The sequence below is a fragment of the Pseudomonas sp. A0308 genome, assembly GCF_044218815.1.
Taxonomy (GTDB): domain Bacteria; phylum Pseudomonadota; class Gammaproteobacteria; order Pseudomonadales; family Pseudomonadaceae; genus Aquipseudomonas; species Aquipseudomonas iridis.
Map to the genome: position 1 here is coordinate 2,083,680 of NZ_CP162581.1, position 15,441 is coordinate 2,099,120.

The window sequence follows — 15,441 nt, forward strand, 5'->3', positions numbered from 1 at the left end:
TTACGCTTGCGGTCGCATGTGCGGGAACAGGATCACATCGCGAATCGACGGCGAGTTGGTCAGCAACATCACCAGGCGGTCGATGCCGATACCTTCACCGGCCGTTGGCGGCATGCCGTACTCCAGCGCGCGAACGAAGTCGGCGTCGTAGTGCATGGCTTCGTCGTCGCCGGCGTCCTTGTCGGCCACCTGCGCCATGAAGCGTTCGGCCTGATCTTCCGCATCGTTCAACTCGGAATAGGCGTTGGCGATTTCACGGCCACCGATGAACAGCTCGAAACGGTCGGTGACGTTCGGGTTGTCGTCATTGCGACGCGCCAGCGGCGACACTTCGAACGGGTACTGAGTAATGAAGTGCGGCTGCTCCAGCTTGTGCTCGACCAGTTCTTCGAAAATCATCACTTGCAGCTTGCCCAGACCTTCGAAGCCCAGCACCTTGGCGCCGGCCTTCTTGGCGATGGCGCGAGCCTTGTCGATGTCGTTCAGATCATCGGCGGTCAGCTCAGGGTTGTACTTGAGGATCGAGTCGAACACCGACAGGCGCACGAACGGCTCGCCGAAGTGGAACACCTTGTCGCCGTAAGGCACGTCGGTGCTGCCCAGAACCAGCTGCGCCAGTTCACGGAACAACTCTTCGGTCAGGTCCATGTTGTCTTCGTAGTCGGCGTAAGCCTGGTAGAACTCCAACATGGTGAATTCAGGGTTGTGACGGGTCGAGACGCCTTCGTTACGGAAGTTGCGGTTGATCTCGAAAACCTTCTCGAAACCGCCAACCACCAGACGCTTGAGGTACAACTCAGGCGCGATACGCAGGAACATTTCCATGTCCAGCGCGTTGTGGTGGGTTTCGAACGGCTTGGCCGCAGCGCCGCCGGGAATGGTTTGCAGCATTGGCGTTTCGACTTCGAGGAAGTCACGCTGCATCAGGAAGCTGCGAATGTGCGCAATCACTTGCGAACGTACGCGGAAAGTCTGGCGCACTTCTTCATTGACGATCAGGTCAACGTAGCGCTGACGGTAGCGTTGTTCGGTGTCGGTCAGGCCGTGGTGCTTGTCCGGCAGCGGGCGCAGCGACTTGGTCAGCAAACGCACGGTGGTCATTTCAACGTACAGGTCGCCTTTGCCCGAACGGGCCAGGGTGCCTTCGGCAGCAATGATGTCGCCCATGTCCCAGGTTTTCACCGCGGCCAGGGTTTCTTCGGACAGGGTCTTGCGGTTGACGTAGACCTGAATGCGACCGGTCATGTCCTGGATCACCATGAACGAGCCACGGTTGAGCATGATGCGACCGGCAACCTTGACCGGGATTGCAGCCTCTGCCAGCTCTTCCTTGGTCTTGTCCGCGTACTGTTTCTGCAACGCATCGCAGTAGTTGTCGCGGCGGAAGTCGTTCGGGAAGGCATTGCCCTTGGCGCGCTCGGCAGCAAGCTTTTCCTTGCGCAGGGCGATCAGGGAGTTTTCTTCCTGTTGCAGGGCTTGCGGATCGAGTTGTTGGTCGCTCATGTCTTTAGATATTCCATCAGGTTCGTTGCCCCCGGGCCTTGCAGCCCGGGGATCGCCAGCAGGGCTGGCTCCTACAGGGATCGCGTTGAATCAGCCGATCCTGTATTGCGTCTTTTACAGCCCCGATTTCAGGCTGGCTTCCAGGTATTCGTCGATGTCGCCATCGAGCACCTTGTCGCAGTCGCTGCGTTCGATGTTGGTCCGCAGGTCCTTGATTCGCGACGCGTCGAGCACGTAAGAGCGAATCTGGTGACCCCAGCCGATGTCGGACTTGGTGTCTTCCAGCGCCTGGGAAGCGGCGTTGCGCTTCTGCATTTCCTGCTCGTACAACTTGGCCCGCAGCATTTTCATGGCGGTGTCCTTGTTGGCGTGCTGGGAACGCTCGTTCTGGCAGCTGACCACGGTGTTGGTCGGTACGTGAGTAATACGTACGGCCGAGTCGGTGGTGTTTACGTGCTGACCACCGGCACCCGAGGAACGATAGGTATCGATCCGCAGGTCTGACGGGTTGATGTCGATTTCCACTTTGTCATCGATCTCTGGCGAGACGAAAACCGCGGAGAACGAGGTGTGGCGACGGTTACCGGAGTCAAACGGGCTCTTGCGCACCAGACGGTGCACGCCGATCTCGGTCCGCAGCCAGCCAAAGGCGTATTCGCCCTTGATGTGCACGGTCGCGCCCTTGATCCCGGCGACTTCACCGGCGGACAGTTCCATGATGGTCGCGTCGAAACCGCGTTTGTCAGCCCAGCGCAGGTACATGCGCAGCAGGATGTTGGCCCAGTCCTGGGCTTCGGTGCCGCCGGAACCGGCCTGGATGTCCAGGTAGGCGTTGTTCGGGTCCATCTCGTGGCTGAACATGCGGCGGAATTCGAGCTTGGCCAGGTTGGCCTCGAGACGGGCCAGTTCAGCGACGACATCGCCCACTGCGCCTTCGTCGTTTTCTTCGACAGCCATGTCGAGCAGGTCACGGCAATCGGCCAGACCGCCGTTCAATTCGTCGAGGGTATCGACGATTTGCGCCAGCGCGGAGCGCTCGCGGCCCAGCTCCTGGGCGTATTCAGGTTTGTTCCAGACACTCGGATCTTCAAGCTCGCGATTGACTTCAGTCAGACGCTCATGCTTTTGATCGTAGTCAAAGATACCCCCGAATAGTTTCGGAGCGCTCGGACAGGTCCTTGATGGTGTTCAGGATCGGGTTGATTTCCATGGCGGGCAACACTCGTTGGCGAACTTTTGAAAGCCGGCGAGTATAACGTAATCGGGCTGTAACGGCAGCCCGTCTGGCGGGGCGAATCGAGCATTAATGAACTGCAGGAGCTGCCGAAGGCTGCGATCTTTTGATTTTTTAAAGATAAAAGATCGCAGCCTTCGGCAGCTCCTACAGGGTTTGCATTTGTCGTGAGAGTCGGGTTACTCGATCCCGACCTGATTGCGCCCATTGTTCTTCGCCAGATACAACCCGCGATCCGCCGCCGAGATCAGCAACCGGCAGTCGCTGCCCGCCTGCGGCACCATGGTCGCCAGACCAATGCTGATAGTCAGGCTCGTCCCTTCGCTGGGCGCAATGTGTGGAATCTTCAATGAAGCCACGGTCTGGCGCAGTTTTTCCGCTACCAGCCGTGCGCCACCCGGCGAAGTATTCGGCAACACCAGCGCAAATTCCTCGCCACCGTAACGCGCCGGCAAGTCCGACGGACGCGCACTGGCATCTCGAATGGCCGTGGCGACCTTGCGCAAGGCTTCATCGCCTTCGACATGGCCGAACGTGTCGTTATAGGACTTGAAGTAATCAACGTCGATCATCAGCAACGACAACTGGCTCTGGTCACGCAACGAGCGGCGCCATTCCAGCTCCAGGTATTCGTCGAAGTGACGGCGGTTCGATAGCCCGGTCAGGCCGTCGGAGTTCATCAGGCGTTGCAGCACCAGGTTAGTGTCGAGCAGCTGCTGCTGACTGACGCGCAGCGCTCGATACGCCGCGTCCCGTTGCAGCAACGTCATGTAGGAGCGCGAGTGATAGCGGATGCGCGCCACCAGTTCGATGGTGTCTGGCAGCTTCACCAGATAATCGTTGGCCCCTGCGGAGAACGCCGCGCTCTTGATCAGCGGGTCTTCCTTGGTCGACAGGACAATGATTGGAATGTCCTTGGTCGCCGGGTGATTGCGGTACTCGCGCACCAGACTCAAGCCGTCCAGACCGGGCATCACCAGGTCCTGGAGAATGACCGTCGGCTTGATCCGCACCGCTTGCGCAATGGCTTGATGCGGGTCGGAGCAGAAGTGGAAGTCGATGTTTTCTTCGTTCGACAGCCCACGGCGCACGGCTTCGCCGATCATCGCCTGATCGTCTACCAACAACACCATGGCGGCATTTTCGTCGGTTTTAATGTCGTCGATCTGTAAGTCATTCATGGGCTGTCACCTGAGTACTGCGGAGGCCAGGATTGCGGATAAAACTGTTCATTTCGGGAAAATCTCCAGCAATCGTGGCGCTATCTTTTCCAGTGGGCGGATTTCTACGGCGGCATCGATCGCCGCGGCAGCCTTGGGCATGCCGTACACCGCACTGCTTTGCTGATCCTGGGCGATGGTCAAATAGCCCTGTTGGCGCATGAGCTTAAGCCCTTGCGCGCCATCTCGCCCCATCCCGGTCAATAAAACCCCGACCGCATCACCGTTCCAATAACTGACGACGCTCTCGAAAAACACGTCGATCGAAGGTCGGTAAATCTCGTTGACCGGCTCGGCGGTGTAGGCCAGCGTGCCGTTTTTCAATAAGCGAATATGGTGGTTGGTGCCGGCCAGCAGCACGACGCCGGCCTGCGGCGGTTCGCCTTCACGCGCCAGACGCACGTCCAGACCACTGGCGCTGGCGAGCCATTCGGCCATGCCCGCAGCGAACACCTGGTCAACGTGCTGCACCAGCACGATGGCCGCGGAAAAATTGCGCGGCAACCCCTTGAGCAAGACCTCCAGCGCCGCTGGCCCGCCAGCAGACGAACCAATCGCCACCAGCCGCTGGGGGGAGCCCGAACTGCGCTGGGGCATTGGCGCCGGCCGCGCGCGCGGGGTTTTCTCGCCGATCAGCCAGCCGATGTTGAGGATCTTGCGCAGCAGCGGTGCCGCCGCTTCCTGCGCATTGCCTGCGCCAATGGCCGGCGTATCAACCACATCCAGCGCGCCATGCCCCATCGCTTCGAAGACCCGGTGCACGTTCTGCTGGCGATCGACCGTCACAATGACGATGGCACACGGCGTCTCGGCCATGATCCGCCGGGTGGCTTCGACGCCGTCCATCACCGGCATGATCAAATCCATAAGAATCAGATCCGGCGTATTTTCCGCGCAGAGGCGCACCGCCTCGGCGCCGTTGTAGGCGACCCAGACCACCTGATGCGCCGGCTCGAAGGCCAATGCCCGGCGCAAGGCTTCCACCGCCATTGGCATGTCGTTGACGATTGCGATTTTCATGCCCGTGCTCCTCCGATGAGCTCGACCACTGCATCAAGCAGGGCGTCGTCATGAAAACTGGCTTTGGCTAAATAATAGTCGGCGCCGGCGTCCAGTCCACGGCGGCGATCCTCTTCGCGATCCTTGTACGAAACGACCATCACCGGCATTGATTGCAAACGGTTGTCGCGGCGCAACAAGGTCACCAGTTCGATTCCGTCCATACGTGGCATGTCGATGTCGGTAATCAGCAAATCGAAATTCTCCGAACGCAGCGCGTTCCAACCGTCCATGCCGTCCACCGCCACAGCCACGTCGTAGCCGCGATTGAGCAGCAGCTTGCGTTGCAGTTCGCGCACGGTCAGCGAGTCGTCGACCACCAGCACCCGCTTGCGCGCTGCCTCTGCGGCTTGGTTGCCATGACGGGCGATGCGCTCAAGGCGACCGGTATTGAGCAGTTTGTCGACCGAACGCAGCATGTCTTCGACATCGACGATCAGCACCACCGAACCGTCATCGAGCAAGGCGCCGGCGGAGATGTCCTGGATTTTGCCCAGACGCTCATCCAGTGGCAGTACGACCAACGTGCGCTCGCCAACGAAGCGTTCGACCGCTACGCCGTAAATCGCTTCGCGCTCACGAATCACCACGACCTTCAGGGTTTCGCTGCTGTTCTGACTGGCCGGGCGGTTCAACAACTGACTGGCAGCGACCAGCCCGACATGCCGGCCTTCGTGCCAGAAATGCTGACGACCTTCGACCTGAACGATGTCATCGCGCTCCAGGTCGCACATGCGTTCAATGTGCGCCAGCGGGAACGCGTAGGCTTCTTCACCGACCTCCACCACCAGGCTGCGCACCACCGATAGGGTCAGCGGCACTTCCAGATGAAAACGGCTGCCCTCGCCCGCCGTCTGCTCCAGCTCCACCGCGCCCCGCAACTGGCGCACCATGTGCTGCACGGCGTCGAGGCCGACACCACGGCCGGACACTTCGGTCACCGTGTCGCGCAGGCTGAAACCGGGCAGGAACAGGAAAGTCAGCAGCTCCTCTTCACTCAACTGCGCCGCTGTTTCAGCTGGGGATAATTGGCGCGCGACAATGCTGCGGCGGACTTTCTCCAGATCGACGCCGTTGCCGTCATCGCTCAACTCCAGCACCAGCAACCCAGCCTGATGCGAGGCGCGCAGGCGGATCAGGCCCTCCTCGGGCTTGCCACTGAGCAAGCGTTGTTCCGGGGTTTCGATGCCATGGTCGACCGCGTTGCGCAGCAGATGGGTGAGCGGTGCTTCGAGTTTTTCCAGCACATCGCGGTCGACCTGGGTTTTCTCGCCTTCGATTTCCAGTCGCACCTGCTTGCCGAGGCTGCGGCCCAGATCACGCACCATCCGCGCCTGACCGCTGAGCACGTCAGCAAAGGGACGCATGCGACAGGCCAGGGCCGTGTCGTAGAGCACTTGTGCACGCTGGCTGGCTTGCCAGGCGAACTCATCGAGTTCGGCGTTCTTTTCGGCCAGCAGCTGTTGCGACTCGGAAAGCAGACGCCGCGCATCCTCCAACGCTTCCAGCGCCTCAAGGCTGAGGGCATGCTCCTTGAGATGGACATTGAGGTTTTCCAGCGCGCGCAGGCCATTGTTCTGCATGCGCTTGAGACGCTGCATGGTGGCCAGATGCGGTTTGAGGCGCTGGGTTTCCACCAGTGATTTGCTCGACAGATCGAGCAGGCTGTTCAGGCGCTCGGCAGTGACGCGCAATACGCGCTCGCCCCCCTCAGCGGTCCGCCTGTTTTTGCGGGGTACTGGTACTGGTTCGGATGTTTCGACCAAGGCTTCCATGGAAGGCGCTGGCGCAGGTTCAACTGGCGAAGGCGCTTCAAGCTGCAACTCGGCCATGACGGGGGCGGTGACCGGAATCGGCGCGGCCGATGGGTCAAGCAGTTGCCCCATCAACGCCACATACGCTTCGATGTCTGCCGGTTGCGGCGCACTCGCTGGCGTCGCAATACGCATCAGCAAATCGGTGCCCTGCAATAACGCGTCGATGTGTTCCGGGCGCAGCAGTAACCGCCCCTCTTGGGCGCTGACCAGACAATCTTCCATCACATGGGCAACGCTGACGCCGCTGTCGACGCCGACGATCCGCGCCGCACCTTTGAGCGAGTGCGCCGCGCGCATGCATGACTCGAGGTGATCGGCCTGGGTCGGGTTGCGCTCCAGTGCCAACAGCCCTGCGCTGAGGACCTGGGTCTGGGCTTCGGCTTCCAGGCTGAACAGCTCAAGCAGCGAGGCGTCGCGCATTTGCTCGGGGGTCATGTGAGGCTCCGGGTCACGGCGGACAACAGCTGTTCTTCATTCAACCAACGCAGGCTGCGACCCCGCAATTGCAGCACGCCACGGGTGAATTTGGCACTGGCTTGAGTACCGGACTGCGAGGCGGCATCAAGAATTCGCTCGTCAATGGCATGAATGCCGTCGACTTCATCCACCGGCACGACCACCGGCCCGCCATCGGCGGCGATGATCAGCATGCGCGGCATGATCCGCGCGCCGGCCGCCGGTGCCGCGTTGCCATCCAGATCCAGCAATTCGACCAGCGACAAGCAGGCCACCAGTGCGCCGCGCACATTCGCCACGCCGAGCAAGGCGCGCGAACGCTGGTGCGGCAACGAGTGAATCGCCTGCATCGGCGCCACCTCAACGAGGCTGCGCGTGGCCAGTCCAAGCCACTCCTCACCGAGACGGAACATCAGCAGCGATCGGGTCTTCAGGTCGGTTTCGACCACCGCCGCCACCGGGTCGCGCTCGTCCTGCTGCAAGGCATAACGGTCGAGCAGCCGCGTGGCAGCGGCGGAATACACCGAGCAATTGCGGCAATGGATGTGTTCTTCCAGCAACGGGCACGACTTGTCACCGTGGATGCCGATGCGATTCCAGCAATCATCGATGGCCCGGGCGTCTTCGTGGGTGACGTTCAAGGTGTCGGCGATCATCGTTTTCGCTCACTGTCGGCGGTGCGGCCGCTGCGTGCGGCGCGTTCCTGCAATCGTCTGGCACCGACGCTGTCGCCCTGAGCCTGCAACAGGGCAGCCAGGTGCATCAACGCTTCGGGATGTTGCGGTTCGAGGTACAAGGCTTTGCGATAGAACCCCTGGGCTTCGAGCGTCAGGCCGGCGACATCGCTGAGCAGGCCCAGCCAATAGAACACCTGCGCCACGGGTTCGTGGCTGCGCAGGTATTGATCGCATGCGGCGCGAGCCTCGGCGCTTTTGCCTTCGTTGGCCAGCGCGGCGATGTTCGCCAACAAGGTGGCGGCGTCCGGATTCGCGCTTTTGCTCGTCACTGGCAGCGGTGTCGCCGCGGCAAACGGTCGATTGCGCACCGGCGGTGGCGGCGTGCTGCGTATCGGCTGGCTGACCGGTAACGCAACCGGCTTGGAAATCGGCATCGGTTCTGGCTGTGGATGACTTTGGCGACTGAACGCAAACGACTGCGCAATGCCAATCGAGCGCATGCCCAGACGCCCAAGCAAGCTGCCCTCGGCCGGACCGATAAACAGCACGCCGTCGACGTGGGTCAGGCGCTTGAGCACCTCGAAGACTTGCTGCTGGGTCGGCTGATCAAAGTAGATCAGCAAGTTGCGACAGAACACGAAATCGAAGGCTGGCTCGGTGGCCAAAAGCGTCGGATCGAGCACATTGCCGACCTGCAAGCGCACTTGCTCGCGCACGGTTTCGTTGACGCGATGACCGTCCTGCTCAGCGCTGAAATGACGGTCACGATAGTCCAGATCCTGCCCGCGAAACGAGTTCTTGCCGTACAGCGCCCGCCGCGCCTTATCCACCGACAGCGGGCTGACGTCCATGCCGTCAACCTTGAACTGATGCGGCTTAATTCCGGCATCAAGCAGCGCCATGGCAATCGAATAAGGTTCCTCGCCGGTAGAGCACGGCAGGCTGAGAATGCGCAACGCACGCATGTTGTTCAGCTCGGCGAGACGCTGGCGCGCGAGTTTGCCGAGTGTGGCGAAGGATTCCGGATACCGGAAAAACCAGGTTTCGGGGACGATCACCGCCTCGATCAGTGCCTGTTGCTCGTCCCGCGAGCCTTGCAACAGTTGCCAGTACTCGTCGGCGTGCGCCGCTTGCGAAAGCGTCGTGCGCTGGCGCACCGCGCGCTCAATGATCGCCGGGCCCACCGAGGTGACATCGAGGCCAATCCGCTCCTTGAGGAAGTCGAAAAACCGCTGATCGCTACTCATGACTGCGCCTCCAGTTGCGCCGGATCACGCGGCGGCGAGGGAAACAGCAACGTGCGCACGGCGTCATCGAGCAAGTCATCGACCCTCACCCACTGCACCAGACCCTGCGCATCTTCACGCACCGGGCCGAGGTATGGCGCCTCACGGTTGTCGAGGCCGTAGGGCTGAAAATCTTCCGGATTGCAACGCAAGGTGTCGGTGGCCTGTTCAAGAATCAGCCCAAGCCATTGTCCCGGTTGATCTTCGTCCGCACGGTAGTGAACCAGCACCAGTCGCGTACTGGTCCTCGCCTCGGCGGGTTTGCCAAACGTCAGCGCGCTGAGATCGATCACCGGTACCACCGCGCCGCGATAGGCGAACACCCCGGCAACCCAATGCGGCGCGTGGGCTATCGGTTTCAATGGCAGGCGTGGCAACACTTCCGCCACTTCGGTGGCGCGCAATGCGTAACGCTCGCTGCCGATGCGAAACAGCAGGAATAACGCCTGCTTCGCCATCTGCGCGGCGCTGCGTTTGGCGATGATTTCGCTCATCAGACTTTGAATCGCGAAACGCCGCTGCGCAGCCCGACGGCTACCTGGCTCAGTTCGTCGATGGCGAAACTGGCCTGACGCAGCGACTCGACGGTCTGGCTGCTGGCATCGCCCAACTGCACCAGCGCATGGTTGATCTGCTCGGCGCCGGTGGCCTGAGCCTGCATGCCTTCATTGACCATCAACACCCGCGGCGCCAGTGCCTGTACCTGATGAATGATCTGCGACAGCTGCTCGCCAACCTGCTGCACTTCGGACATGCCGCGGCGTACTTCTTCGGAGAACTTGTCCATGCCCATCACCCCGGCAGACACCGCCGACTGGATCTCACGAACCATTTGTTCGATGTCATAAGTCGCCACAGCAGTCTGATCCGCCAGGCGTCGCACTTCGGTGGCGACCACGGCAAAACCGCGACCGTATTCACCGGCCTTCTCCGCTTCAATGGCGGCGTTGAGCGACAGCAGGTTGGTCTGATCAGCGACCTTGACGATGGTCACCACCACCTGATTGATGTTGCCGGCCTTCTCATTGAGAATCGCCAGTTTCGCGTTGACCAGATCAGCAGCGCCCATTACCGAGTGCATGGTGTCTTCCATGCGGGCCAGGCCCTGCTGACCGGAACCGGCGGCCACCGACGCCTGATCGGCAGCGGTCGACACTTCAGTCATGGTGCGCACCAGATCGCGCGAAGTCGCGGCAATTTCACGGGACGTTGCGCCGATTTCCGTGGTCGTGGCAGCGGTTTCGGTGGCGGTGGCTTGTTGTTGCTTGGAGGTGGCGGCGATTTCAGTCACCGACGTGGTCACCTGCACCGACGAACGTTGGGCCTGGGAAACCAACGCGGTGAGCTCCGTCATCATGTCGTTGAAGCCGGTTTCCACCGCACCGAATTCGTCTTTGCGGTCAAGATTCAAACGGCCGCTCAAGTCGCCGGTCCGCATGATTTCGAGGATTTTCACGATGCGGTTCATCGGAGCCATGATCGCGCGCATCAGCAGCAAACCGCAGGCACCGGCCGCCAGTACGGCGACCAGCAGCGAGATGAGCATGCTGACCTTGGCAGCCGCTACTGCGTCGTCGATATTGGCCATGGCTTGATCGGCGACGGTTTTGTTCTCGCCGATGATGTCGTTGAGCTTCATCCGTCCGCTGTACCACGCCGGGGTCAGCTTCTCGTTGAACAGTTTGAGCGCATCGGCTTCCAGGTTGCGTCCGTGCAGGTCCAGCACCTGATCCTGAATCTGCATGTAGGCGTCGTGGTACTTCTCGAACGCGGCGAACTCGGTACGGTCCTGCTCGGTGGCCATGGTTTTGCGGTAGTTGGCCATTTGTTCTTGCAGGCGGTTTTCGAACGCCTTGTAATCCGCCGCATCCTCGCTGGAAATCCCTTGCCCTTCCTTTAGCCCGAGAAGTTCTTGTGTCTGCAAGTAACTATCGACCCACGCACCACGGATCATCGAGCTGTAATAAACCCCGGGAATCGCATCATCGCGGACGCTGTTTTCACTGGCTTCGATCTTCAACAGCCGCGAATACGAGAGAACTACCATCAAAAACATGATGGCGATAATCACCGCAAAGCTCGCCAAAATGCGTTGGCGCAACGTCCAGTTCTTCACAGTGATTCCTCGTGCCTAAGTCGAAATGCGGGGAGTATAGCCGAGGGTGGTGTCTCATTAATAAGACGCTTTTTAACCCCCTGACCTTTGGACGTTAAGCACAACAGGCTCTGGCTTGGGACTTTCCAGTAACCGGAAGATGGCTGACCAGTGACGGAACGGCAAAAAATGGTGCCGGATTGGTCATTTGTTGAAAACCCGCGTTTCCGGCCAATGCTATCAATGAGCCATACTGCGCAAGAAGTTGCGCAGTTGGTCGTAATATTTCATGGGGCAATTGCCCTGCAGGCCATGCCTTTCGGGGCCTGCAGCCAAGTGCGCAAGAAGTTGCGCAGTACTGCGCAACTTCTTGCGCACTTTTGCCCTCGCTCCCCAGTGAAAAACCCTCACAATCGCAGGCCAGAGCACTTTGCCCCCCGCCCTCCGGGGACTTCGCAAAACCTGGCACGCTCCTTGATAACAGTCAGGCACCCACCGGGCGATTTCGCCTCCCGGGCACCTTAAATTTATCCGCAAGGAGAGCACCCCATGGCAACACCAGCGTACATGTCGGTTACCGGCGAAAAACAAGGCCTGATCACTGCAGGCGCATTCACCGCTGACTCCGTTGGCAACACCTACCAGGAAGGCCACGAAGACCAGGTCATGGTTCAGGCTTTCAGCCACGACGTGATCATCCCGCGTGACCCGCAATCCGGTCAGCCAACCGGTCAGCGCGTTCACAAGCCAGTTGTGATCACCAAGGTCTACGACAAGGCTTCGCCTCTGCTGCAAGCCGCTCTGACTTCCGGCGAGCGCATGAGCGAAATCGTTATCCAGTGGTTCCGTACTTCGGCTCAAGGTACTCAAGAGCACTACTACACCACCAAACTGGAAGACGCGATCATCGTCGCCATCAACAACAAAATGCACAACTGCCAGGATCCAGGCAACTCGCACTTCACCCACCTGGAAGAAGTGCAGTTCACCTACCGCAAAATCACCTGGACCCACGAAGTATCCGGTACTTCGGGTTCCGATGACTGGCGTGCTCCAGTCGTTTAATTACGGCTGATCGTTACAAGCATCGGCCAGCTCTGCTGGTCGATGTTGTTTACGCCCCTCCAGAATTTCGCGTACGTTGACCCGCTTTTGCGGGCGTCGACGAGCGCCGCTGCACAGCACGAGGAACAAGGGATGTTCGCGCCGGCCAATGAAACCCACTTTGCCCTGACCATCGAAGGTCTTTCCGCTGATTTCCAGGTGTTTACCCTGCAAGGTCGGGAAGCCATCAGCCAGCCTTTTGTGTTCGAGGTGGAGCTGGTCAGTGAAAAACCGTCGCTGGACCTCGAAACCCTGCTGCACAAACCGGCCTTCCTGCAACTGTCGCCCGATGGCAGCGGCATCCACGGCCAGATCTACCGCGCCGCGCAAGGTGACTCCGGCAAACGCCTGACCCGTTATTCGGTGACCCTGCGCCCGCAACTGTCGTACCTGACGCACCGCGTCAATCAACGCATCTTCCAGAACCTCACGGTGCCGAAAATCATCGGCCAAGTGCTGGAAGAGCACGGCATCCAAAGCAACGCCTACGAATTCAAGACCGGCTCGATCTACCCCGAGCGCATCTACTGCGTGCAATATGATGAATCGGACCTGCATTTCATCCAGCGCCTGTGCGAAGAAGAAGGTATTCATTACCACTTCCAGCACAGCGCCACGGCGCACAAACTGGTGTTCGGCGATGACCAGACGGTGTTCCCGAAACTCAAGCCTGTGGCCTATCAGCAAGACTCCGGCATGGTCGCGAGCGACCCGGTAATCAAACGCTTCGACCTGCGCCTGGAAACCCGCACCAGCCGCACCACCCGCCGCGATTACGACTTCGAAAAACCGCGCATCACCCTCGAAAGCGAAAACCGCGGCGATGCCGTGCCCGACCTCGAGGACTACGACTACCCTGGCCGCTTCATCGACCGCGAACGCGGCAAACACCTGGCCAAACGCGCCCTCGAACGCCACCGCAGCGACTTCCAACTGGCCGAAGGCAAGAGCGATCAGCCGTTGCTGGTCAGCGGCCACTTCCTCGCACTGACCGCGCACCCGAAAGCCAAGTGGAACGACCTCTGGCTGCTCACCGAAGTCCTCCACGAAGGCAAACAGCCGCAAGTGCTGGAAGAGTCGGTGACCAGTGACATCACCGCGCTGAAAGACGATTTCCATCAGGGCTACCGCAACCGTTTCCAGGCCACCCCGTGGGACGTGCCAAACCGCCCGCCCCTGCGCCACCCGAAACCGCGCATCCTCGGCAGCCAGAGCGCAGTCGTCACCGGCCCCAAAGGTGAAGAAATCCACTGCGACCAGTACGGCCGCGTCAAAGTACAATTCCATTGGGACCGCGAAGGCCAGGCCGACGACAAAACCAGCTGCTGGCTACGCGTCTCTAGCGCCTGGGCCGGCGCCCAGTACGGCGGCATCGCCATCCCGCGCATCGGCATGGAAGTGCTGGTCACCTTCCTTGAAGGCGACCCAGACCAGCCACTGATCAGCGGCTGCCTGTACCACAAGGAAAACACCGTCCCGTACGCACTGCCGGCCAACAAAACCCGCAGCACCTTCAAAACCCTGAGCTCAATGGGTGGCGGCGGCTACAACGAACTGCGCATCGAAGACAAGAAAGGTCAGGAACAAATCTACCTCCACGCCCAGCGCGATTGGGACGAGAACGTCGAGCATGACCAGAAGATTAGGGTCGGCAACGAGCGTCACGACACCGTTGAAAAGAACAGCTACACGGAATTCAAGGCCGAGGAACACCACACGGTTTATGCCGATCGCAAAGTTGAGGCGCGGGCGAATGATCACCTGACGGTGGGTGTGAATCAGCACATCAAGATTGGTACTGGGCAGTTCATTGATGCGGGGCAGGAGATCCACCTGAGCAGTGGTATGAAAGTCGTGATGGAAGCCGGCGCCGAATTGACCCTGGTCGGTGGCGGTAGTTTTATCAAGATTGATGCCGGTGGCGTGACCATGAGCGGGCCGGTGATCAATATGAACTCCGGCGGTGGACCGGGTAGCGGCACGGGCGCTGCGCCGTTGTTGCCGGGGCCGTTGAAGCAGGCGGATGCGGATAAGGCTGGCACAGTGTTAGTGCCCGCCATGCTCAACCCGTTTGTACGGAAAAGCGTTCAAGGCCTCCCCCTTGTTCCGATCTGTGGAAAGCAAGCCAATGGCGCTTGCTCGCGAGAGGTTTGCCCATGTCTGAATGGTTAAGTCACTTTCTTGAACAACCCGTGGTCACCACGCCAGCAGGCAGCGCTGCAAGCCGCTCCTTGTATTGCATCATCGACAGCGTCCGGCAGCCTCGCGCTCTGGAACAGCTCTATCAGCAGGCCGACATAGGCGAAGTCGAAAAACTTTTCCAGGGCACACCTTTCGCCGAAATGAATGAAGTCAGTCCACTATGGCTGCAATTGAAGCCGGGAGGCGCCGCCGCAGCCAAGGCCGTTGAACTGTGCCGCGCAAACCGCGCGGGCATTCTGCTGACCTCTCAGGACACACCGGAAAACGCCCTCCTGCATGCCCGTCGACTTTTACGAATGAACAGCAAATCCTACGGCGACTCACTGGCACGCTTTTACGATCCGGCATTCTGGAGTGCTCTGGCGCTGACTGTTCCTGCCCAAGCTCTATTGGGTCCTTGGCAAAGCGTCTATACACCTCCCGCGCATATTGACGATATGAACTGGCGCATCTGGGAACAAACTCAAGAATTCGATGCCTCTACTGGCGATCACAGGTATCCGCTGCAACTTCAGGAAACGACATTGGTTGCGTTCGATGAGGTGCGTTGGTGGTACTGGATTCGAGCCCGCGAAGCCGAATCAGCCAACAATCTGCCGAATGAAGAACTGCCGGGCGTGTCCGAAAATTTGCAACTGCTGGTGGATCACGGCATTGAAGAGGGACGCCACCTTGAGCGTCTCTTGCCGCAGTTGAACCAAAGCCCGTTGCGAGCGCGAGCCGACGTAATGAACGTGCTGAGCAGCGATATGCCGGCATTCGAGAAAGTACAACGACTGGAAGTTTGA

The 15,441-nt window shown here is 60.0% G+C and carries 12 protein-coding genes; 3 read left to right on the top strand and 9 right to left on the bottom strand.

Going from position 1 to position 15,441, the window contains the following annotated elements:
• From lysS to AB4P92_RS09845, 9 genes are all read right to left on the bottom strand, one after another.
• Positions 1-1,503 carry a lysine--tRNA ligase gene (gene lysS / locus AB4P92_RS09805; protein WP_047299888.1) on the bottom strand — a complete coding sequence of 501 codons (1,503 nt, stop codon included), beginning with the start codon at positions 1,501-1,503 and terminating at the stop codon, positions 1-3.
• Positions 1,504-1,617: 114 nt separating this feature from the next.
• Positions 1,618-2,713, bottom strand: a protein-coding gene (gene prfB, locus AB4P92_RS09810) for a peptide chain release factor 2 (protein ID WP_115146367.1) whose coding sequence is annotated in 2 segments (ribosomal slippage) — positions 1,618-2,640 and positions 2,642-2,713 — 1,095 coding nt in all. Because the reading frame shifts where the segments join, the coding sequence is not laid out codon by codon here.
• Positions 2,714-2,916: 203 nt separating this feature from the next.
• Positions 2,917-3,918: a PleD family two-component system response regulator gene (locus AB4P92_RS09815; RefSeq protein ID WP_042560882.1), complete on the bottom strand. Its 1,002-nt coding sequence runs from the start codon at positions 3,916-3,918 to the stop codon at positions 2,917-2,919.
• Positions 3,919-3,966: 48 nt separating this feature from the next.
• Positions 3,967-4,977: a chemotaxis response regulator protein-glutamate methylesterase gene (locus AB4P92_RS09820; protein WP_042560883.1), complete on the bottom strand. Its 1,011-nt coding sequence runs from the start codon at positions 4,975-4,977 to the stop codon at positions 3,967-3,969.
• Positions 4,974-7,268, bottom strand: a complete 2,295-nt coding sequence (locus AB4P92_RS09825) for a hybrid sensor histidine kinase/response regulator (protein WP_395599303.1) — start codon at positions 7,266-7,268, stop codon at positions 4,974-4,976. Before AB4P92_RS09825 ends, AB4P92_RS09820 begins: the two co-directional genes overlap by 4 nt.
• On the bottom strand, positions 7,265-7,945 hold the full coding sequence (locus AB4P92_RS09830; RefSeq protein ID WP_115146365.1) for a chemotaxis protein CheW: 681 nt from the start codon (positions 7,943-7,945) through the stop codon (positions 7,265-7,267). Before AB4P92_RS09830 ends, AB4P92_RS09825 begins: the two co-directional genes overlap by 4 nt.
• Positions 7,942-9,213: a CheR family methyltransferase gene (locus AB4P92_RS09835; RefSeq protein WP_047299885.1), complete on the bottom strand. Its 1,272-nt coding sequence runs from the start codon at positions 9,211-9,213 to the stop codon at positions 7,942-7,944. The genes AB4P92_RS09830 and AB4P92_RS09835 overlap by 4 nt, the downstream gene beginning before the upstream one ends.
• Positions 9,210-9,746: a chemotaxis protein CheW gene (locus AB4P92_RS09840; RefSeq protein ID WP_042560888.1), complete on the bottom strand. Its 537-nt coding sequence runs from the start codon at positions 9,744-9,746 to the stop codon at positions 9,210-9,212. Before AB4P92_RS09840 ends, AB4P92_RS09835 begins: the two co-directional genes overlap by 4 nt.
• On the bottom strand, positions 9,746-11,368 hold the full coding sequence (locus AB4P92_RS09845; protein ID WP_042560889.1) for a methyl-accepting chemotaxis protein: 1,623 nt from the start codon (positions 11,366-11,368) through the stop codon (positions 9,746-9,748). Before AB4P92_RS09845 ends, AB4P92_RS09840 begins: the two co-directional genes overlap by 1 nt.
• Before the next feature lie 528 nt (positions 11,369-11,896).
• Between AB4P92_RS09845 and AB4P92_RS09850 the strand changes: the two genes are divergently transcribed.
• The 3 genes from AB4P92_RS09850 (at position 11,897) to AB4P92_RS09860 (ending at position 15,441) form a co-directional block, all read left to right on the top strand.
• Entirely contained in the window at positions 11,897-12,412 is a 516-nt protein-coding gene (locus AB4P92_RS09850; protein ID WP_007919523.1) for an Hcp family type VI secretion system effector, read from the top strand.
• Positions 12,413-12,544: 132 nt separating this feature from the next.
• Positions 12,545-14,623, top strand: a complete 2,079-nt coding sequence (gene tssI, locus AB4P92_RS09855) for a type VI secretion system tip protein TssI/VgrG (protein ID WP_395599304.1) — start codon at positions 12,545-12,547, stop codon at positions 14,621-14,623.
• The gene (locus AB4P92_RS09860; RefSeq protein WP_395599305.1) at positions 14,608-15,441 is read left to right on the top strand and encodes a DUF4123 domain-containing protein; all 834 of its coding nucleotides are present in this window, start codon (positions 14,608-14,610) and stop codon (positions 15,439-15,441) included. The genes tssI and AB4P92_RS09860 overlap by 16 nt, the downstream gene beginning before the upstream one ends.